Source organism: Lentzea sp. NPDC005914, from assembly GCF_040629405.1.
In the GTDB taxonomy this organism is placed as follows: Bacteria; Actinomycetota; Actinomycetes; order Mycobacteriales; family Pseudonocardiaceae; genus Lentzea.
The window spans coordinates 97,121-115,886 of record NZ_JBEXVQ010000002.1 but is presented as its reverse complement, the minus strand read 5'-3'; the positions used below and the strand labels follow the sequence as shown (position 1 = coordinate 115,886).

Annotated in this window: 18 protein-coding genes; 7 read left to right on the top strand and 11 right to left on the bottom strand. The window is 68.3% G+C overall.

Annotated features, from left to right (window positions below; translation table 11 throughout):
- Positions 1–84 precede the first annotated feature (84 nt).
- Both ABZ345_RS03310 and ABZ345_RS03305 read left to right on the top strand, forming a co-directional pair.
- Positions 85–2,382 carry a hypothetical protein gene (locus ABZ345_RS03310; protein ID WP_359842454.1) on the top strand — a complete coding sequence of 766 codons (2,298 nt, stop codon included), beginning with the start codon at positions 85–87 and terminating at the stop codon, positions 2,380–2,382.
- A 21-nt stretch (positions 2,383–2,403) separates the two neighbouring features.
- Positions 2,404–3,177 (top strand): Cof-type HAD-IIB family hydrolase, encoded by a 774-nt coding sequence (locus ABZ345_RS03305; protein ID WP_359842452.1) that lies wholly within the window; start codon positions 2,404–2,406, stop codon positions 3,175–3,177.
- On the opposite strand, the gene ABZ345_RS03300 is transcribed toward ABZ345_RS03305, so the two are convergent.
- The 5 genes from ABZ345_RS03300 to ABZ345_RS03280 all read right to left on the bottom strand — a co-directional run bounded on the left by ABZ345_RS03300 (position 3,174) and on the right by ABZ345_RS03280 (position 7,528).
- Complete coding sequence (locus ABZ345_RS03300) at positions 3,174–3,518, bottom strand: NTP pyrophosphohydrolase (RefSeq protein ID WP_359842450.1); 345 nt, start codon at positions 3,516–3,518, stop codon at positions 3,174–3,176. The genes ABZ345_RS03305 and ABZ345_RS03300 overlap by 4 nt on opposite strands.
- A gap of 14 nt (positions 3,519–3,532) precedes the next feature.
- Positions 3,533–4,900 (bottom strand): S28 family serine protease, encoded by a 1,368-nt coding sequence (locus tag ABZ345_RS03295; RefSeq protein ID WP_359842448.1) that lies wholly within the window; start codon positions 4,898–4,900, stop codon positions 3,533–3,535.
- A gap of 48 nt (positions 4,901–4,948) precedes the next feature.
- The gene (locus ABZ345_RS03290) at positions 4,949–5,800 is read right to left on the bottom strand and encodes an NAD(P)-dependent oxidoreductase (protein WP_359842446.1); all 852 of its coding nucleotides are present in this window, start codon (positions 5,798–5,800) and stop codon (positions 4,949–4,951) included.
- Between the two features lie 228 nt (positions 5,801–6,028).
- Positions 6,029–6,175 carry a hypothetical protein gene (locus tag ABZ345_RS03285; protein WP_169746017.1) on the bottom strand — a complete coding sequence of 49 codons (147 nt, stop codon included), beginning with the start codon at positions 6,173–6,175 and terminating at the stop codon, positions 6,029–6,031.
- A 159-nt stretch (positions 6,176–6,334) separates the two neighbouring features.
- Positions 6,335–7,528: an ATP-binding protein gene (locus ABZ345_RS03280; RefSeq protein WP_359842444.1), complete on the bottom strand. Its 1,194-nt coding sequence runs from the start codon at positions 7,526–7,528 to the stop codon at positions 6,335–6,337.
- A 124-nt stretch (positions 7,529–7,652) separates the two neighbouring features.
- On the opposite strand from ABZ345_RS03280, the gene ABZ345_RS03275 reads away from it, so the two are divergent.
- Positions 7,653–8,291: an SIMPL domain-containing protein gene (locus ABZ345_RS03275; RefSeq protein ID WP_359842442.1), complete on the top strand. Its 639-nt coding sequence runs from the start codon at positions 7,653–7,655 to the stop codon at positions 8,289–8,291.
- Positions 8,292–8,294: 3 nt separating this feature from the next.
- On the opposite strand, the gene ABZ345_RS03270 is transcribed toward ABZ345_RS03275, so the two are convergent.
- Genes ABZ345_RS03270 through ABZ345_RS03255 form a run of 4 tightly spaced genes read right to left on the bottom strand, consistent with a single transcriptional unit; the run spans position 8,295 to position 12,966 of the window.
- Positions 8,295–9,194, bottom strand: coding sequence for a hypothetical protein (locus tag ABZ345_RS03270; protein ID WP_359842440.1), 900 nt, complete (start codon positions 9,192–9,194; stop codon positions 8,295–8,297).
- 9 nt (positions 9,195–9,203) lie between these two features.
- Positions 9,204–10,664 (bottom strand): M48 family metallopeptidase, encoded by a 1,461-nt coding sequence (locus ABZ345_RS03265; protein WP_359842438.1) that lies wholly within the window; start codon positions 10,662–10,664, stop codon positions 9,204–9,206.
- Between the two features lie 57 nt (positions 10,665–10,721).
- Positions 10,722–11,702: a serine hydrolase domain-containing protein gene (locus ABZ345_RS03260; RefSeq protein ID WP_359842436.1), complete on the bottom strand. Its 981-nt coding sequence runs from the start codon at positions 11,700–11,702 to the stop codon at positions 10,722–10,724.
- 58 nt (positions 11,703–11,760) lie between these two features.
- Positions 11,761–12,966, bottom strand: coding sequence for an acetyl-CoA C-acetyltransferase (locus tag ABZ345_RS03255; protein ID WP_359842435.1), 1,206 nt, complete (start codon positions 12,964–12,966; stop codon positions 11,761–11,763).
- A gap of 53 nt (positions 12,967–13,019) precedes the next feature.
- Between ABZ345_RS03255 and ABZ345_RS03250 the strand changes: the two genes are divergently transcribed.
- Both ABZ345_RS03250 and ABZ345_RS03245 read left to right on the top strand, forming a co-directional pair.
- Positions 13,020–14,255 (top strand): 3-oxoacyl-ACP reductase, encoded by a 1,236-nt coding sequence (locus ABZ345_RS03250; protein WP_359842433.1) that lies wholly within the window; start codon positions 13,020–13,022, stop codon positions 14,253–14,255.
- Positions 14,255–15,016, top strand: a complete 762-nt coding sequence (locus ABZ345_RS03245; protein ID WP_359843095.1) for a MaoC/PaaZ C-terminal domain-containing protein — start codon at positions 14,255–14,257, stop codon at positions 15,014–15,016. Before ABZ345_RS03250 ends, ABZ345_RS03245 begins: the two co-directional genes overlap by 1 nt.
- On the opposite strand, the gene ABZ345_RS03240 is transcribed toward ABZ345_RS03245, so the two are convergent.
- Positions 15,005–15,640 (bottom strand): TetR/AcrR family transcriptional regulator, encoded by a 636-nt coding sequence (locus ABZ345_RS03240; RefSeq protein WP_359842431.1) that lies wholly within the window; start codon positions 15,638–15,640, stop codon positions 15,005–15,007. The two genes, ABZ345_RS03245 and ABZ345_RS03240, sit on opposite strands and share 12 nt — an antisense overlap.
- 101 nt (positions 15,641–15,741) lie before the next feature.
- Here ABZ345_RS03240 and ABZ345_RS03235 point away from each other — a divergent pair, with 101 nt between their 5' ends.
- Positions 15,742–16,371, top strand: coding sequence for an SCP2 sterol-binding domain-containing protein (locus tag ABZ345_RS03235; RefSeq protein WP_359842429.1), 630 nt, complete (start codon positions 15,742–15,744; stop codon positions 16,369–16,371).
- 11 nt (positions 16,372–16,382) lie between these two features.
- On the top strand, positions 16,383–17,597 hold the full coding sequence (locus ABZ345_RS03230; RefSeq protein ID WP_359842427.1) for an acyl-CoA dehydrogenase family protein: 1,215 nt from the start codon (positions 16,383–16,385) through the stop codon (positions 17,595–17,597).
- A 571-nt stretch (positions 17,598–18,168) separates the two neighbouring features.
- On the opposite strand, the gene ABZ345_RS03225 is transcribed toward ABZ345_RS03230, so the two are convergent.
- Positions 18,169–18,630 carry a site-specific integrase gene (locus ABZ345_RS03225; protein WP_359842426.1) on the bottom strand — a complete coding sequence of 154 codons (462 nt, stop codon included), beginning with the start codon at positions 18,628–18,630 and terminating at the stop codon, positions 18,169–18,171.
- Positions 18,631–18,766 lie beyond the last annotated feature (136 nt).

Here is an 18,766-nt window from a genome sequence, read left to right as displayed (position 1 = left end):
CCGCCCAGAGTTGTTTCAACGGTGGTGCTTTTCGCCATTTCCCGATTTACAGTGAGCCGGCTCATCGCGTTTCTGGGGGGATTCATGAGACGGCTCTACCTGCTCATCGGCGTGCTCGCACTGCTCGGGGTCCACCCCGTCGTGGCACAGGCCGAACCGGTCGCTTCGACGATCGGCGACGGCTACGCCTTCGTTCCCGTGGCCCCGCGGCGCGTCCTGGACACGAGGAACGGCACGGGAACCGGCGGCAAGGTGGAGCCGGTCAGCTCCTCGGTGCAGCTGGACCTCTCCGCGGTGCTGCCGGACACGGCGGCCGCGGTGGTGTTCAACCTGACCGGCACCGAGCCGACGACTCCTACCCACATCCGGGTGTCGCCGACCGACCACAACGTGCCGGACATCTCCAACCTCAACCTCGTCGCGGGCGAGACGAGGGCGAACCAGGTCACCGTCGTGCTGCCGGAAGACCGGAAGATCTGGCTGTTCAACAACGCGGGCGCGGTGCACCTGATCGCGGACCTCTCCGGCTACTACAGCATCGGCAACGGGGCGGGGTTCTCCAGCACCACCCCGACCAGGCTCATGGACACCCGCACCACCCATCTCGTGCCTCCGAGCAACTACCCGGATCTGGATTTCACCGGCGTGGTGCCGGACTACGCCACCTCGGTGACCTTCAACCTGACCGGCACCGAGCCGACCGCGGCAACCCACGTGGCCGCGTACCCTTCCGACTACGAAGGCCCCGGCGTATCGAGTCTGAACCTGGTACCAGGCCAGACCGCCTCCAACCTCGTGACCGTCAAGCTCGGCCGCAACAGGCGGGCCAACCTGCACAACAACGCGGGGGGCGTCCATCTGATCGTGGACGTGGTCGGCTACTACGGACCTGGCGGGCACCGGTTCTTCCCGGTAACTCCGGTGCGCGCCTTCGACTCCCGCAGCTCGACCGGCCCGTTCGGACCTCGGTGGGCCATGCCCGTCCAGCTCGCGCCCAAGATCCCGGCCAACGCGGCCGGCGCGGTGCTGAACCTGACGGGCACCAACACGACCTCACCGACCCACGTGATCGCCTACGCAAGTGGTTCGACGCAGCCGGCCACGTCGAACCTGAACCTGACTCCGGGGCGTGACACGGCGAACAGCGCTGTGGTCAGGCTCGGGAACGACGCGCTGATGACGCTGTACAACAACGCGGGTTCGACCGACCTGATCGTCGACGTCGCGGGCTTCTTCGCCGAGCCAGGGCCGTGCGTCTCCGGCTGTGTGTACGGCTGGGGCGGGAACTACTCCTACGGCAAGACGCCTTCCCGGCGTCCGTGGCTGTCCGGGATGACCGCGGTGGACGCGGGCGTCAACCACGCCTACGCGTTGAAGTCCGACGGCACTGTCCGGTCCTGGGGCGACAACCAGTACGGCCAGCTCGGCACGGGTGTTACCGGCGACGCCTCGTACGACCCGCTGCGGGTCACCGGACTCGACGGCGTGACCGATGTGGTCGCGGGCGATTGGTCCGGATACGCGTTGAAGTCCGACGGCACCGTGTGGGCATGGGGCTGGAACGACGCCGGGCAGCTCGGCACGGGCACCGCGGGCGACTCGAACGTTCCGCTGCGGGTGTACGGCCTCACCGGCGTGACGGCCGTCGCCGCCACCCACCAGAACGCGTACGCGTTGAAGTCCGACGGCACTGTGTGGGCGTGGGGCAGCAACGTGCGGGACGGCCTGGGCGGTGCCAGCTGTCCGGAAGGTCAGGTCTGCCCGCCGGGCACGCCGCTGCGAGTCCCCGTGCCGCTACCCGGAACCACCAAGATCACCGCGATCGCGGCGGGCGGAACCGAGACCGCCTACGCGTTGCGCTCCGATGGCACTGCCTGGGCGTGGGGGCGCAACTGGAAGGGTGAGACCGGAACAGGCGCGCCACTGCAGAGCAGCGAGCCCCGCCCCGCGCAGGTGGCCGGGTTGACCGGCGTGGTCTCGATCGCGGGCGGCGACGAAGTCGGGTATGCCACCACTTCCGATGGCAAGGTGTGGGCGTGGGGCGACGACTACTGGGGGACGCTCGGCACGGGAACCTGGTGCCGCAAAGCCGAAGAGTGCCGCTCCAGCGTTCCGGTCGAGGTGCAGGGCCTGACCGGCGTGACCAAGATCGACAGCAGTACCGGAACGACGTTCGCCCTCAAGCCGGACGGATCGGTGTGGGCGTGGGGACGCAACGCGGACCGCGGGAACCTGGGCAACGGCACCTGGGACACCTGCAGCACCTGGCCGCTGACTCGCACCTGCCGAGCGAGCTCGCCGGTGCAGACCACGATCAGCGGGGTGAGTGACGTCGCGGCCGCAGGGATGGCGAACTTCGCGATCGTGGATCTGCCGAGCTGAACCCTGCCCGATAATCGGCTGATGATCAGGCTGATCGCGACCGACCTCGACGGCACGCTGCTGCAACCGGGCGGCGTGCTGAGCGATCGCACACGCGCCACGCTCAACGCCGTCGAGGCGGACGTCGTGATCGTCACGGCACGGCCGCCGCGGTTCGTGCAGAACCTCGACCTCACCGGGACGGCGATCTGCGCGAACGGGGCGATGATCTACGACCTGACGAACCGGGAGATCACGCACGCGCAGACGGTGCCGTTCGACGTCGTGCGGAAGGTGTCGGAGGCGCTCGCGAGCGTGATCCCGAACGTCGGCATCGCGGTGGAGACCGGGCTCGAGACGTTGTCCGAGCCCGGTTTCCAGGGTTTCGGGCCGAAGAATCCACATCGGACACTGGAGCTGCTCGACCACGTTCTCGAGGAGGCGCACCAGGTCGTGCAGATGCTCGCCTGGGCACCGGACGGCGAGAGCGACCACATGATGGAGATCGCCATGCAGGCGGTCGGGCAGCACGTCTCCGTGACGCACTCCGGCGGAATCGGCATGCTGGAGATCAGCCCGCCCGGGGTGTCGAAGGCCGCGACGCTCGAATCCCTCTGCAACACAAGGGGAATCGGCAAGGACGAGGTCATCGCGTTCGGGGACATGCCGAACGACCTGTCGGTGCTCGGGTGGGCGGGCACGGCGTACGCGATGGGCAACGCACACCCCGTCGTCAAGCAAGCCTGCGTCAACCACGCGCCGCCGAACACCGAGGACGGCGTCGCCCAGGTCCTCGAACAGCTCTTCCGGCTCTAACGGCGCGGCACCGAGGTGGGTCCTGCCACCTCGGCACCCAGAGCCGTCACCCGCCGCCGCAGCTCGCGGTCGGCGGTCACCACCGTCACCGGACGGCCGGCGCCCTCTTCCTGCACCACCTCGACGATCTTGTCGTCACCGGAGCCCGGCGCGGCGACCACCCGGACGCCGTCGACACTGGACACGTTGCGCGCCTTGCCTTCCACGACCAGGACGACCTCCTCGTCACGGCCCTGCAGGGCGTCGCGGAGGCGTTCGGCCGCGCCCGCTCTGTCGCGCCACCACCCGTCGGGCACCGAACCGACGACGTTGGCGGCATCGACCACGAGCAACGGCTTCACGCCTCCAGCGTGCCTCAGCCCCGGCGTGCCCGCAGCGCGTCCAGCGAGTCCGGGCCGTCATCGGTCGCAAGCGCCCCGACGGACGCCGAAACGCCGGCCCACCGCAGCACGGCGGAGGTGGCCGCGGCGCGGTCCTTCTCCGGCAGCTTCGCGATGTTGGAACCGTGGTTGCCGCCCGGCACCGTGAACGACAGCGAGTCGTGCGTACCCGGCCCGACGCGGAACGGTTCCGCGCTCCACGGGTCGTTCTGCCCGTACACGAACAGCAGCCGCGAACCCTGGTAGCGCACCCAGCGGTCGACGTCCTTCATCGCGTGCCGGTCGAAGCGCGGGAACTCGATCGAAGCGGGCACCATCGTGCGCGGCACGCTGGAACCGGGGTAGCGCAACAGGGTGCGCACCGCGGACTCGTCGGCTTCCGGCCAGCCGAGCTGCGTGCCGGCCTGGTAGTAGTAGGTCTCGTAGGGCGCGACGCCCGCGTCGGTGTAGAAGTCCCAGCCGACGGTCTTGTCGATGAACGTCCAGAGGTCGTCCACCGAGGCCGTGGCGCCGGGGACCAGTGCGCACTGGTCCTGCGCGCCGTACTGCCAGAACGTGAACGGCGTGTCCAGCACCAGGACCTCCAGCGCCCGGTGCGCGCCGCCGAACTGCTTGTACGTGTACCCCTTGGCTTCCAGGCGCTGCACCAGAGCGTCGCGGTTCTGCAGGATCTGCCGCTGCACGCCTTCCAGCCGCCGGTTGCACGTCGGGTCGTTGCCGACGTTGCGGATGAACTCGCCGTAGACGTCGTGGTCGTTCACCACGTCGTTGGGTGCCACGTACGCGATGGTCGCGTCCACGTCACGCGGGAAGAACCGGCGATGGTAGACCGACGTCATGCCACCCTTGCTGGCACCGGTCGATAGCCACTTCGCGCCGTAGATCTTCTTGAACGCGGCGACGATCCGGTGGTGGTCGTTGGCCGCCTGCCAGATGTTCAGGTCGTCCCAGTCGGCGGGCGAGGGCCGTGACGGCGTGAAGAACCGCTGCTCCACGCTGATCTGGTTGCCGTCGACGAGCCGGGCGGGCTCGGAGGCGCTGATGGTGCCGGACAGGTGGTAGCCGGAGGTGTGCAGCACCATCGGCTTGGTCTCGGCCTTGTGCAGCAACGAGAAGCGCTGCTCGAACTGCTGTCCGCGCGGCTTGCGGTGGTCCGCGGGCTGCTGGATGCCGAGCACGAACGTCCGCGCGGTGCCGGACGTCCCCTCGCTGATGATCCGCACGCCGGGGATGGCGGCGATGCGGTCCTTGATGTCGGGAGCGGCGGTGGCGACCGAGGCGACGGCCATGACCTGTGTCGCGGCCAGGCCGAACGCCAGCAGGGAGCGTGCGAGTCTGTTCACACAGCCAAGCTATTGAGCCCGCACGCCCACCGGACCGGCCGATCGTCGCTATTCGAAGCTGGCGAAATAAGACGCGGCCATGTCCTCGTTCGCGTGGCCGCGGGTCACCGCGCGGTTGAGACGGGCGGCCGAAGCCTGTGCGACGTCGAGCTGCACGTTGGCCAGCACCGCGGCCTCGTTCACCAGCAACGCGTCCTTCAACGCGTTCTGCACGGTGAAGGCGGGCGGGAACGAGCGCTCGATGATCGCGTTGCCCTTCATCTGCAGGTACGCGCAGTCCATCGCGCCGCCGGAAACGGCGTCCAGGAACAGCTTCGGGTCGAGCCCGGAGGCCTCCGCCAGCGACACGGCCTCACCGACGGCGGCGGTCAGCGCGAGCACCCAGCTGTTCGCGACGAGCTTCAGCCGCGACGACGCACCCGCCTCGCCCACCCACATCGTGCGGGCGCCGATCACGTCGAACACCGGCTGGACGCGGTCACGCAGTTGCGCGGCACCCGACGCGAGCACGACGAGCTTGCCCTCGGCTGCCGGCTTCACACTGCCCAGCACCGGCGCGTCGACGAACTCCAGGCCGAGCGAGCGGGCCAGCGCGATGTGGTCGTCCGTCGCCACGACGCCGACCGTGGACACCTGGATCCAGACCGCGTCGTGCGACAACGACGGAGCGGCTTCCTGCATGGTCGCGGTGACAGTGGGGCCGTCGTTGAGCACCGTCAGCACGATTTCCGCGCCCTCGACGGCTTCGGCGGGAGTGCCGGCGACGACCGCGCCCTGAGCGGCGAGCGGTTCGGCCTTGGCGCGCGTGCGGTTCCAGACCCGGACGTCATGTCCGGCTGCGGCGAGATTGGCTGCGATGGGGGCACCCATGAGGCCGGTGCCGAGCACGGCGATCTTCATGTCCCCAGCAAACAAGAAACCTCGCGGTGCTGCCAGGTCGGGGGTCCGACAGCACCGCGAGGTCAACTGTGACATCGGCGGACCGATGTGCGCTGTTACAACGCCATCATACTGTGGCGTGGATCACGTTTAACAGAATGAAACCCCTGGAGCGCGGGAGGTGCTCCAGGGGTTTCCGTTTGGGGAGGCACTCGCGACGGGGCGCCGTGCGAGTGCCGGGTCAGAAAGTCAGCGCAGGGTGGTGACCTGAGCCTGGGCGATTGCCATCAGCTCGTGACGCATGGACGGGGTGGTCGCCATGTCGATCGCGCGAGCCACGGCCTTCCGGTTGCGCGCCTCGGCACGACGGGCGCGGAGCTTCGCTGCGAAGTTCATCTCGGTCTGCACTTCCCTCTGCGAGGTCTGTTTGGTTGGTGACTTAAGTATGCACCCTCCTACCCTCAAACGCACGCGATTATCCGGTGAGTTGGGGCACAGGCCGATGAATCATCGGTTGACAACGTGAACGGCCGGACAACGCCGGGGTGCCTGTCGTCATTCCTCCCGACCGAGCAGGAACCTCCCGAAGTGCGGCACGGTGAAGGCGATCTGACCCCGTTCCGCGCTGTAGACCAGGCCTTTCTTGATGAGCGAGTCCCGCGCGGGCGACAGCGACGAGGGCTTGCGACCCAGGTGGTCAGCGACCTGGGCGGTGTTGACGCCCGCATCCTTTCCGTCGGTCAACTCGGCCATCGCCCGGAGATACTCGCGTTCAGCGGGCGTTGCACGCTCGTATCGGGAGCCGAAGAAGCCCACGGCCAACTCCGCGTCGGCCTCCGGAGCGGCCACGGAGACGTCCATCGCGCTGATCGGATCGGCCGGCGCCGCGTCCCAGGCGGCCTTGCCGTAGGCCTGGATGAAGTACGGGTAACCGCCGCTGGCGTCGAAGAGGGCGTCCAGCGCCTCGTCCGTGATGCCCGCGTCCTCCCGTTCGACCGGGGCGAGCACCGCGCGGTCGGCGTCCTCACGGCTGAGCCGGTCGATCCGCACGTAGCGGAAGAGCCGCTCCGAGTACGACTTGCTGGCGGACAGCACGGCCGGAAGATGCGGCAGACCGGCGCCGACCACCACGAGAGGTGCGCCGAGCTGGGACAACTCGTGGCACGCCGCGCACAACGCGCTGATGTCGTCCGGCTTGAGGTCCTGCATCTCGTCGATGAGCAGCGCCACGCCCGTGCCGACGTCCTGCGCGAGCTCGGCGACGTCGGTGAACAGCTCGACCAGGTCGATCTCGATGTCACCGGAGTCCGCCCTGCCCTGAGCGGCCGGGACGTCGATGCCCGGCTGCCAGCGGTCGCGCAGCTTGGCGCCCTCCGGAGCGGCTCTGAGCGCGAACGCCTTCAGGATGCCCAGGATCGCCTCGACCCGGTCCGGTGCGCGATGCCGGACGGCGAGGTCGCGGATCGCCCGGTGCAGCGCGGCCGAGAGCGGCCTTCTGAGATCCGCGTCCGGCCGGGCCTCGACCTTGCCCGCGCCCCAGCCGCGTTTGACCGCCATCGACCGCAGCTCACCGAGCAGCACGGTCTTGCCGACACCCCGCAGCCCCGTCAGCACGAGGCTGCGTTCGGGACGGCCGCGGGCCACGCGTTCGAGCACCACCTCGAACGCGCCGACCTCTTTGTCCCGGCCGGCGAGCTCAGGAGGCCGCTGGCCTGCACCGGGAGCGAACGGGTTGCGCACCGGGTCCATGGCTCGCACCGTATCGGCGTTTCTAGTGCCTGGAGTAGAGACGCGCAGACGAACCTCGAAGTGCCTCCGGATGCCTGTGTATTCAGCTTTCTAGTATTGATGCAATACAGCAGAATAGTTGCGGATGGACCTGGGCACCGGTTGGCTGGGCACCGTGGCTGAAGTCGTGACGAAGGGGACCGGCGAGGTCGAGCGAACCGCCGACCGCGCCCAGGTGGACGTGACGTTCGAGGCTGTCGGAGCCGAGCGCTCTGAGGCGGTGAGCACGCTCAACCAGCGCATTTCCGCCGTTGAACCGCTGCTCGAGGACTTCGAGGTGCGGTCGCGGCAGCTGTCCGTGCACGACAACTGGGACAACAACCAGCGCGTCGGCAGCCGCGCTCAGCAGCAGTACGTGATCTGGGTGTCCGACCTCGACAAGCTCGACGGGCTGCTGGCCGACCTCGTGCAGAACGAGCCGTCGTGGGTCAACGGACCGTCGTGGACGCTCGTCGACGACACCGAGGCCATCCGCGAGGCGCAGAAGGAAGCCGTGGCGGATGCGCTGCGACGGGCCGAGGGCTACGCGTCGGCTCTGGGGCGGCGGCTCGGGCCGTTGCTGCGGATCGGCGACACCGACGGCAACTCGCACTACTCGCCGCGGATGGCTTCCGCGTCGTTCGAGATGGCCGGGCCCGCGGGGATGGTCGACCAGCTGAACCTCAAGGCGCAGCAGATCACCGTGTCGGCGTCCTGCACGGCTGCCTGGTCGTTGCTCGACTGAGGGCTAGAGCGCGGCCTTCCGGCAGGTGTTCCAGCGGTATTCGAGGAACGTGCCCTTCGCGTCTTCGAAGCGGTGCCACGGCGCCCCGTCCGCCCGGCTGCCGAGCAGTTTGAACTGCTCGATCGCCGCGGTGAACCGGTTGTGGTCGTAGAGCGCGACGATCAGGTAGCCGCGGTCGTCGTTCGACAGCTCGTCCGCGGCCAGGAGCTGCTCCATCGCGTCGGCCACGAGCGGCGTGCGCCAGATGATCGGGTCCTCGTCCTCCAGCAGGAAGGCCGCTCGCAGCACCAGTGCCGGGCCCGCGTTCGCCGCGAAGTCGAGCATCACGTCGGCCGACTGCCCTGCCCAGTACTCCAGCGCGACCTCGTGCGCGGCCCGGTGGTCCGGTGCACGGCTCACGAGCTCGTGCCAGATCTCGGCGAAGCGCGCCTGGTCGAACGACAGGCCCTGGGCGACCTGGACCAGCGTCCACCACGGTGTCGGGTCCTGCGGGGCGAGCTCGGTCGCGGCCAGTGCGGCCCGTTCCGCCCGGCGCAGCACGCGGTGGAAGCCGTCGAGGTGCTCCTGCTCCTGGCTGTCGCCGAGAATCTCCTTCGCCACCTGCACCCACGCGGCCGCGTCGAGCACGGCGAGATCGCGGTCCGGCCGTTCCGCACGCCAGGCGTTGAGCCACCCGTCGGAGCGCGCGCCTTCGCGGGCCAGCGACTCGGTCACCCTGGCGCGGAGCTCCCAGTCGCCCCACGAGGCCCCCATCGCGTCCGCGGCGAGCTGCCACTGACCGCGCGACACGGCCGTGATCGCGCGGGCGAGCACGGGGTCCTCCTCCGGGAAGTGGTCGCGGACGTACACGTCGGGCACCAGGCCCCAGCGCTCGGCGTGCTTGGCCGGATCGGTCACCACCACGTCGTCCTCCTACCGGGCCGGTGCTTCGTCGATGCGGATGCCGGCCAGTGCCGCGCGCAGCCCGGCCGTGGAGCCCCCGTCGTCGGTGGCCTGCTCGATCTCCCTGCCGAGATCGGGGCCCTGGAACGTGGTGGTGCCCAGCCAGTCGGACTCCCAGCGCGCCTGGTGCCGGTCCGCGAGGGTGAGCTCGACCAACGCGGTCAGCTCCGCGATCAGCAGCCCTCGGGCGAACTCGCGGCGCACCCTCACCCCCGACGTTCCGCTGCCCGGCCGGACGTCGGTGCGCAGCAGCACGGCCAGCTTGCCCTCGTCGAGCGTGTCGAGAACGGTTCCGAGCGAGCCGCCGCCGACGCGCAGCAACCGCCGCGACCGTTCGATCCTGGTCGCGCGGGCGGCGGTGTGCGACAACGTGGCCCAGTCGACGCGCCGCTTCACTCCGAGCTCCTCGACCAGCTCACTGACCAGCGTCTTGTCCATCACCGCGCCGCCGTTCGCGAGCAACGCGCCTGCCGGGCGGTCGGTACCCCTGCCCGGCACGGCCAGAGCCGTGACCGCGGCGATCCGGTCCGGCAGCGGTGGATGCGAGTCGTACGGGCTGTGCTCGCGTTCGGGTGGGTTCTCCCTGACCGAGTTGAGGAAGGCGCGGAGCTCCGGCGAGCCGAGCAGCCCGGTGAAGGCGGTGAAGATCGTCGTCGGCAGGAAGCCGGCCTCCCAGGCGGGGCGGAAGTGCTTGTCGTGGAACAGGCTCCAGGCGGCCTCGACCGCTCGCACCTCTCGCAGCGCACTCGCCGCGGCGTCCGTTCCCGCGATCCGCGTGGCCGCGGCGTCGGCGGCGAACTCCTGCTGACGCGACAGGGACGCCGTGACCGAGAAGTAGAGCCTCGCGTAGAGAGCGAACATCAGGGCGACCGCGGCGTGGTACCAGGAACGGTCGTTCAACTTGCTGATCATGCGGATCAACGCCACGCGCCCGGCCGCGACCACGCCCATCAGCCTCGTGTCGCGGTTGCTGTAGTGGCCCAGCTCGTGCGCGAGGACGAAGCTCAGCTGACGCTCCGTCATGCACGCGAGCAGTGGCGCACCCACGTACATTCGGCGGGTGGTCGCGACGAGGCCGAGCAGCCTGGTTCGCTGCGACACCGCGGCGTTCGCCTCGGCCACGATGAAGATCCGGTCCGGCGCACGGGTGCCGACCTCGGCCGCGAGCCTGCGGACCAGCGCCCACAGTTCGGGCTCGTCCTGCTCGCCGACCAGCTCGCCGTGCACCTCGTCGTCCGACGTTCCCGCCACCGCGAACAGAGCGCTGACCAGCGCGAACGCCAGCATCCCTCCGATGATGGACCACCAGATGACGGCGATCGGCCGGTCGTTCACGAACCACAGCACGTCGACCAGCACGATTCCGGCCAGCACCGCCAGCACGAGGACGTACACCCCGACCAGCAGCGCGACCGCGACCACAGCACGCATGACTTACCCCCAGGAACCGCAGAATCGCGGTGCAGGGAGTGTGCACGATGGATCCCGTTACGCGCGGTCCAGTTGCGCAATGCGCCAGAAATCGCGCATGACGGGCGTCGGGGTGGGACTGGTCATGGCCGTGCGGGTGAGCAGAACCGTGATCAGGTTCTGGGACGGGACCACGTGGGCCGCGGTGCCCGAGCCGCCAACCCAGCCGTAGCGGCCCTTGACGTTCCACGGGTCGATCTCGGCGATGTCGACGCTGCCGCCGAAGCCCCAGCCCTGTCCTTCCAGGAAGATCTGCGCGGCCTCGCGCTCCTGCGCGGTCGTGACGTCGACCGCGAGCTTCGGGAGCAGGCCGCTCGACACCAGGAACCGGTTGAACGCCAGCAGATCGTCCACAGTGGACTTCAGGCCGCCCGCGCCGGACGGAAGCGCTTCGCTGATGAAGCTGGTGTTGCTCATGCCCGCCGGGGTGTAGAGGCGTTCGGCGAAGAAGTCCGGGAGCGAGCCCGTCACGCGGTGAAGCAGGACGCCGAGCACGTCGTACGAGGTGTTGTAGAGCCAGCCGTCGCCGGGCTCGTGCAGCAGCGGGACGTCGGCCAGTTGCTTGAGCCACTCTTCAGGAGTCGGCAGGTCCTCGCGGCCGTGCAGGTGCGCCTGTTCGAAGAGCTTCTGGGTGGCGGGCAACGAGAAGTCGGCCGTGAAGCCCCAGCCGGAACGGGACGCCAGCAGGTGCCGGACGGTGATCGGCTTCGTCGCCGGGACGACGTCGTCGAGCGGACTGTCAGGCGAGCGGACGACCACCGGGTTCGCCAGTTCCGGCAACCACTTCGCGATCGGGTCGTCGAGGGCGATCGTGCCGTCCTCGACGAGCAGCATCGCGGCGGCCGCGACGATCGGCTTGGTCACCGAGGCGATCGGGAAGATCGACTCTCGGGTGTCCTCTCCGACCGCCGCGAACTCGACGTCGTCTCCTCGTGCGACGAGCGCGACCGCGTCGGGCGTGGTCTCTCGGTGAGCCTCCAGAACCGCCTGCAAAGTCATGTCCGCCATCCTTCTCCTGATCGGGTTCGGATGGTTGGACTTCACGGGCCCGCGAAACTCATCGCTCCAGGATCGCCGTGATGCCCTGACCGCCCGCAGCGCAGATCGACACGAACCCACGCCCACTGCCCTTCTGGTGCAGCAACTTCGCGAGCGTCGCGACGATTCGGGCACCGGTGGCGGCGAACGGGTGGCCTGCCGCGAGCGACGAGCCGTTGACGTTCAGCTTGGTCCGGTCGATCTCGCCGAGGTCGGGCTCCCAGGCCTTCAACGTGGCGAGCACCTGCGACGCGAACGCCTCGTGCACCTCGTAGAAGTCGAACTCCTGCAGCTTGAGGCCGGCCTTCTCGAGCATGCGCGGTGCGGCGTGGACCGGCGCCATGAGCAGGCCCTCGTCGCCGTGCACGTAGTCGACGGCGGCGGTCTCGGCGAACGTCAGGTACGCGAGAACCGGGAGTTTGCGGGCCTTCGCCCACTCCTCGGTGGCCAGCAGGACCGCGGAGGCACCGTCGGAGAGCGGGGTCGAGTTGCCGGCGGTCATCGTGTCGCCGAAGACCGGCTTGAGCTTGGCGAGCTTCTCGGCGCTGCTGTCCGGGCGGAGGTTCTGGTCGCGCGTGAGGCCCAGGTACGGGGTGACGAGGTCGTCGAAGAAGCCCTCGTCGTAGGCGCGAGCGAGGTTCTGGTGGCTGCGCGCGGTGAGCTCGTCCTGGTCCTCGCGGGCGATGCCGAACTTGGCCGCGGTGATGGCCGCGTGCTCGCCCATGGACATGCCGGTGCGCGGTTCGCCGTTGCGGGGCAGGTGCGGGACGACGTGGCCGGGGCGCAGCTTGGTCAGCAGGCTGACCTTGCGCGTGCGGTTGAACTCCAGCAGCAGCTTGCGGAAGTTCTCGTTCACGCCGATCGGTGCGTCGCTGGTGGTGTCGACACCGCCGGCGATGCCCGCCTCGATCTGGCCCAGCGCGATCTTGTTGGCGACCGCGATGATCGCCTGAAGTCCGGTGCCGCACGCCTGCTGGAGGTCGTACGCCGGAGTTTCGGGGCTGAGCTTGCTGCCCAGCACCGACTCGCGGACGAGGTTGAAGTCCCGCGAGTGCTTGAGCACCGCACCCGCGACCACCTCACCGAGACGTTCTCCCTGCAGGCCGAAGCGGCTGACCAGGCCGTCGAGCACCGCGGTGAACATGTCCTGGTTCGACGCGGTGGCGTACGGGCCGTTCGAGCGGGCGAACGGGATGCGGTTGCCGCCGATGATCGCTACTCGCATGACGGCATACTACCTACTAGCGGGTAGACTTACTAGCGAGTAGGTTGTGTGACGTGGACAGGTACCAGAAGTTCGCCTCTTCAGGGCTGGGTCGCCAGCTCGTGCGCAGGCTCGGCCTGCCGAACCCGTATCCACTCCGCCGCGACGCCGCTCTGGCCACACCCGTGCTGGTCGGTGGCAGTTCCCGGCTCTCCTTCCTGAAGCAGCTCGAAACCGGGCCCGCTCCTTACGGCGCGCTGGTGTTCGACGCTTCTGACATCGTTGCCGTCTCCGATCTGCGGCAGCTCCACGACTTCTTCCACCCGGTGATCACACAGCTGGGACCGTGCGGGCGGGTGATCGTCATCGGACGGTCGCCGGACTCCGTGGCGCAGCGGGCGCTCGAAGGCTTCGTCCGGTCGGTCGGCAAGGAGCTGCGGCGGGGCGGCACGGCCAACCTGGTGTACGTGGCGGACGGCGCCGAGGACGGTGTCGAGTCCACGCTGCGCTTCCTGCTGTCCGGACGGTCGGCTTACGTGTCCGGTCAGGTGATCCACGTGTCCTCGACTTCTCCCGTTGGCACGCTCGAAGGCAAGGTCGCGCTGGTCACGGGTGCTTCGCGGGGCATCGGCGAGGCGATCGCCACGACGCTGGGACGCGATGGCGCGCACGTGATCTGCCTGGACGTGCCCGCCGCCGGGGACTCGTTGTCGGCGGTGGCGAACTCCGTTGGCGGGTCGGCGTTGCAGCTCGACATCACCGGCGATCCCGCGCGGCTGACGTCGTACCTGCTGGAGCGGCACGGCGGTGTGGACATCGTCGTGCACAACGCGGGCATCACACGCGACAAGACGTTGGCGCGCATGGACTCCTCGTTGTGGGACTCCGTGCTCGAGGTCAACCTCGCCTGCCAGGAACGGATCAACGCGGCGCTGCTCGAAGGCGACGTGCTGCGTGCGGGCGGGCGGATCGTCGGGGTGTCGTCGATCGCCGGCATCGCGGGCAACGTCGGCCAGACCAACTACGCCACCTCGAAGGCGGGCGTGATCGGGATGGTTCGGTCCTTGGCGCCTGTGCTGGCTGCTCGCGGGGCCACGATCAACGCCGTCGCACCGGGGTTCATCGAGACGAAGATGACCGCGGCCGTGCCGTTCGCGACGCGCGAGGTCGGGCGGCGGATGAACAGCCTTTCGCAGGGCGGGCTGCCGGTCGACGTGGCGGAGACCGTGGCGTGGTTCGCGTCGCCGGGTTCTGGTGGCGTGAACGGGAACGTGGTGCGGGTGTGCGGCCAGATGCTTTTGGGGGCGTGATGTTGCTGCGTGCCGCCCTGACGTCGTTCCGGCGCGGGGAAACCCTTGCCGCCCAACCGGTTTCGGGCACGTTCGACGTCTCGCTGAAGCATCTCACCGCCTACAACGCGGTGTGCGGGTTCGGGTTGCGCGACGCGTTGCCGCTGACCTACCCGCACGTGCTGGGCTTTCCGTTGCAGATGAAGCTGATGACGGGCTCGGGGTTCCCGTTCCCGTTGCCGGGCCTGGTGCACATCGCGAACCGGATCACCCAGTCACGACCCTTGACGTTGGACGAGCCGTTGGAGATCACGGTGTCCGCGCGCGATCTGCGTCCGCATCCGCAGGGCACGCAGGTCGACGTGGTGACGTCGGTTTCCGGTGTCTGGGAAGGGGTTTCGACCTACCTGCGGCGGAGCGGTCCAGGCTCCGGCTCAGGGGAGGAACTGGAGCGGCCGGCCGGGTCGGCGGTGTGGCGAGTGCCCGCGGACATCGGGCGGCGCTACGGGGCGGTGTCCGGCGACCGGAACCCGATCCACCTGCACCCGGTGAGCGCCAGACTGTTCGGGTTCAAGCGCGCGATCGCCCACGGGATGTGGACGAAGGCGCGCTGCCTGGCCGCGCTGGAGGGCCGGCTGCCCGAGGCGGTGACCGTGGACGTCCGGTTCAAGAAGCCGCTGCTCATCCCCGGTCGCGTCGAGTTCTCCGCTTTCGAGGTTTCCGGCGGCTGGGAGTTCGGCGTGTGGGGCAAAGGACCCCACCTGCTGGGGTCAGCGACGTGACGGCGGGTGCCAGACGTTGCCGTCGACGAGGTCGCCGAAGCCCATCCAGACGAGGTTCATTAGGCGTGCCGCGACGACACCGGCGGGTTCCTCGGGGTGATCGAGCCACCACTCCGCGAGCGACTCACCCGCACCGACCAGCGCGGCGGCCAGCGACTCGGCCTCGAGCTTGGTCGCGGGTGCCTTCGTGGACTGGGTGAGCAGCGCGGCGACCAGCGAGACCGCGCGGCTGCGCATGTCGATGAGCTCGACCGCGAACGGCCCGCCCTGGCTCGACGCCTGGCGGTGCAGCACCATCCAGCTCGCCCGGTTCTCGCCGACGAAGCCGAAGAAGGCCCGCAGGCCGCTCCACAGCTGCACGTCGGGTTCCTGGTCGGGCTCGACGCCGGTCGCGATGGCCTCCATCATCCGCGTCGCCTCACGCCGGATGCAGGTCGCGAACAGCTCTTCCTTCGACCCGAGATACGCGTAGAGCATCGGCTTGGAAATGCCCGCGACCTCGGAGATCTCGTCCATCGAGGCGGCGTGGAAGCCGAGCCGCGAGAACACGTCCACGGCGGCGTCCATGATCTGGCGCTCACGCACTGCGCGTGGCAAGCGCTTGGCTCGACCTTCTGTGCGCATCACACCCCCTCGGTTCGGAGGAACAAGATTATCCGATCGGCTTGCCGCCATACCTACTCGACAGTAGTCTTACTCGCGAGTAGGTACCAGGAGGTGTGTCAATGACGCTCGACCTCACCACCGAGGCGATCGCGAAGCTCAGCCCGGCTGAGCTGATCAGCACGTTGCAGCAGATCTCGCCGGACGACCCCGCTCTGGCCGATGTCGACATCGACGTCATCGCCCGTGGAATCGACCCCAAGAAGCTCGGCAAGTCCGACTTCGCGGCGTTGCTGAACGCCCTGGGCACCCTGGCCGACGGCGGCGCGGACCTCGACCTCTCGAAGATGGACCCGTCCAACTTCGCCCGGATCATCTCGCGCGCCTCGAAGGACCAGATCGAGGGCGTGGTCTCCGACGCCGCACTGCGCACGCGCGTGCTGGACGAGGTGTTCCGCCGCATGGAGGTCCACTTCCGCGCGGACCGGGCCGGCGCCACGCGTGCCGTCGTGCACTTCCACGTGCTGGAAGACGTGTACGAGGCCATCATCGAAGACGCGCACTGCACCATCAACAAGGGCGTGACGCGCGAGGCCCGCGCCATCGTGACGCTGACGCCCGCCGACTTCCTGAAGCTCGCGACCGGGAACGCCTCCGCCCCCGTGCTGTTCATGACGGGCAAGCTGAAGGTGAAGGGTGACCTGGGGTTCGCGGCCGGGTTCATGAGCCTGTTCAACATCCCGAAGGCCTAGGAGAGTTTCTAGTGGGTGGCTTCTCTCTCGAACTGAACGAAGACCAGACCGACCTGCGCGACTGGGTGCACGGTTTCGCTCGCGACGTGATCAGGCCGGCGGCCTCGGAGTGGGACGAGCGCGAGGAGACGCCGTGGCCGGTGATCCAGGAGGCGGCGAAGATCGGCCTCTACGGCTTCGAGGCCCTCGCGACCTGGTTCGCGGACCCGATCGGGTTGTCCCTGCCGATCGCCACCGAAGAGCTGTTCTGGGGTGACGCCGGCATCGCTCTGTCGCTGATGGGCACCGGTCTAGCGGTCGCCGGCATCTTCGCGGGCGGCGAGCCCGAACAGCTGGCCGAGTGGGTCCCGGAGTGCTTCGGCGACGAGTCGGACCCGAAGCTGGCCGCCTTCTGCGCCTCCGAGCCCCAGGCGGGTTCGGACGTCGCCGGCTACCGGACGCGCGCGCGGTACGACGAGGCCACCGACGAGTGGGTGCTCAACGGCCAGAAGGCCTGGGCGACCAACGGCGGCATCGCGAACGTGCACGTCGTGACTGCAGTCGTCGATGCATCCCTGGGCGCCCGCGGCCAGGCCGGGTTCATCGTGCCACCCGGCACGCCGGGCCTGTCGTCGCCGGGAAAGATCAAGAAGCACGGCATGCGCGCCTCGCACACCGCCGACGTGTTCCTGGACGACGTGCGCGTACCCGGACGTTGCGTACTGGGCGGTCGCGAGCGGCTGGAAGCGCGACTGGCTCGTGCGCGCGAGGGTCTTCGCGCGGGTGGCCAGGCCGCGATGGCGACGTTCGAGACCACGCGTCCGACCGTGGGCGCCATGGCCGTCGGTGTCGCCCGAGCCGCCTACGACTACGCGCTGGAGTACGCGAAGGACCGCGAGGCGTTCGGCCGCAAGATCATCGAGAACCAGTCGATCGCCTTCGACCTGGCCAACATGCGGATGGAGATCGACGCGTCGCGGCTGCTGGTGTGGCGCGCGGCGTGGATGGGGCGCAACAACGTGCCGTTCACCGCGGGCGAGGGCTCGATGTCCAAGCTCAAGGCGTCCGAGGTGTCGGTGTGGGCGACGGAGCGGGCGATCCACATCCTCGGTGGGGCCGGGTACACGCGGGACCACCCGGTGGAGCGGATGCACCGGGACGCCAAGATCTTCACCATCTTCGAAGGTACGTCGGAGATTCAGCGGCTTGTGGTGTCCCGCATGATTTCCGGGATGCAGATCAAGTGAGCTGACCATCTCAGGCCGTCCTCAGGCCGTCTGACTGGACGGGGTCTTGCGAGGCTTGAAGACCCCGTCCGGTCAGCGGATGGTTCCGTCAGGGAAGCGTTTCGCCACTCTCGACAGCACGACACCGGGCAACCAGGCTGTCAGCTTCCAGGTCTGAGCTTCTTGCCACATCGGTAGCAGTCCTTGTCCCGTCCACTGGCGTTCGAGTACCCGCAATGAGGACATGTGACTCGACCCAGATACTGATGTTCGGGTGTGTGCGGGTTCCTCGAGTTCCTGCCGGGATTGGGTTTACGACAGCTGCCGCATATCGCAGCATCGTCGTCGTAGTTCTGGTGTCTACATTTGGCACATGTCCAAGACATGTCGTACTCCTTAGGCATCTGCAACTTTGTGGACGTTTCATCGCGTATCTCTCTCGCGATGCAACGACTGAACGGACTTAGCACCCTCTTGGCCTATGCTCGACTCACAATCTGGTCACAGATCGCGCTGTCATCGAGGCTGCCGTAACGTCAGTGTTGCGTTCAGCGACCTCATACGAACCTCTGCCGAGATCGTCGCGACACCGTTAACCTGCCCGCGAACGCCTTACTCCATTGGGTTTGAAGACCCCGTCCACAGCGAGCCACGCCCGCCGATGGCTGGACGGCATCAGGTGCGTGTACGTCCGGAGCGTGAAGCCTGGGTCCTCATGGCCCAGGAACTCCGCAAGCTCCTTAACGGACTCTCCGCGCGCGAGCAGAATCGAGGCGTAGAGGTGCCTCATCGCGTGCATACCGTCCTGCCGATTCGTGTACGTCAGTCCTGCGCGCTTGAACGCAGGCGTCCACACCACCTTGTTGAACAGGTCGCCGCTATAGGGCTTGTCGTCCTCCTTGGTGATGAGCAGGTTCACCGTCACAGGCTGCCCGTTGGGCTGGTCCCACGGCAGCGCGACCGGGACGACCTCAAACAGCTCCAGGTGGTCATCGATCTGTTCGAGCACACCGGACGACACCGGCGCTTGCCGCTCCTTGTTCCGCTTGGGCAACGAGAAGACGAGCTTTCGGTTGATGACTCAAATCTGCCGACACACGTTGATTATCATGTTTTCGCGGTCGATGTCCTCGAGCGATAAGGCAAGGATCAGCCGCGATTTTCCTTCAGGAAAGCCAGATCAGCCGGAT

Excerpts from the sequence above, each read along its gene's own strand:
- ABZ345_RS03310 (WP_359842454.1), top strand. The coding sequence starts at position 85 with ATGAGACGGCTCTACCTGCTCATCGGCGTGCTCGCACTGCTCGGGGTC.
- ABZ345_RS03290 (WP_359842446.1), bottom strand. The coding sequence starts at position 5,800 with ATGAAGATCGCCGTGCTCGGCACCGGCCTCATGGGTGCCCCCATCGCA.
- ABZ345_RS03285 (WP_169746017.1), bottom strand. The coding sequence starts at position 6,175 with ATGAACTTCGCAGCGAAGCTCCGCGCCCGTCGTGCCGAGGCGCGCAAC.
- ABZ345_RS03280 (WP_359842444.1), bottom strand. The coding sequence starts at position 7,528 with ATGGACCCGGTGCGCAACCCGTTCGCTCCCGGTGCAGGCCAGCGGCCT.
- ABZ345_RS03275 (WP_359842442.1), top strand. The coding sequence starts at position 7,653 with ATGGACCTGGGCACCGGTTGGCTGGGCACCGTGGCTGAAGTCGTGACG.
- ABZ345_RS03245 (WP_359843095.1), top strand. The coding sequence starts at position 14,255 with ATGTTGCTGCGTGCCGCCCTGACGTCGTTCCGGCGCGGGGAAACCCTT.
- ABZ345_RS03240 (WP_359842431.1), bottom strand. The coding sequence starts at position 15,640 with ATGCGCACAGAAGGTCGAGCCAAGCGCTTGCCACGCGCAGTGCGTGAG.
- ABZ345_RS03260 (WP_359842436.1), bottom strand. The coding sequence starts at position 11,702 with ATGACTTTGCAGGCGGTTCTGGAGGCTCACCGAGAGACCACGCCCGAC.
- ABZ345_RS03255 (WP_359842435.1), bottom strand. The coding sequence starts at position 12,966 with ATGCGAGTAGCGATCATCGGCGGCAACCGCATCCCGTTCGCCCGCTCG.
- ABZ345_RS03235 (WP_359842429.1), top strand. The coding sequence starts at position 15,742 with ATGACGCTCGACCTCACCACCGAGGCGATCGCGAAGCTCAGCCCGGCT.
- ABZ345_RS03305 (WP_359842452.1), top strand. The coding sequence starts at position 2,404 with ATGATCAGGCTGATCGCGACCGACCTCGACGGCACGCTGCTGCAACCG.
- ABZ345_RS03265 (WP_359842438.1), bottom strand. The coding sequence starts at position 10,664 with ATGCGTGCTGTGGTCGCGGTCGCGCTGCTGGTCGGGGTGTACGTCCTC.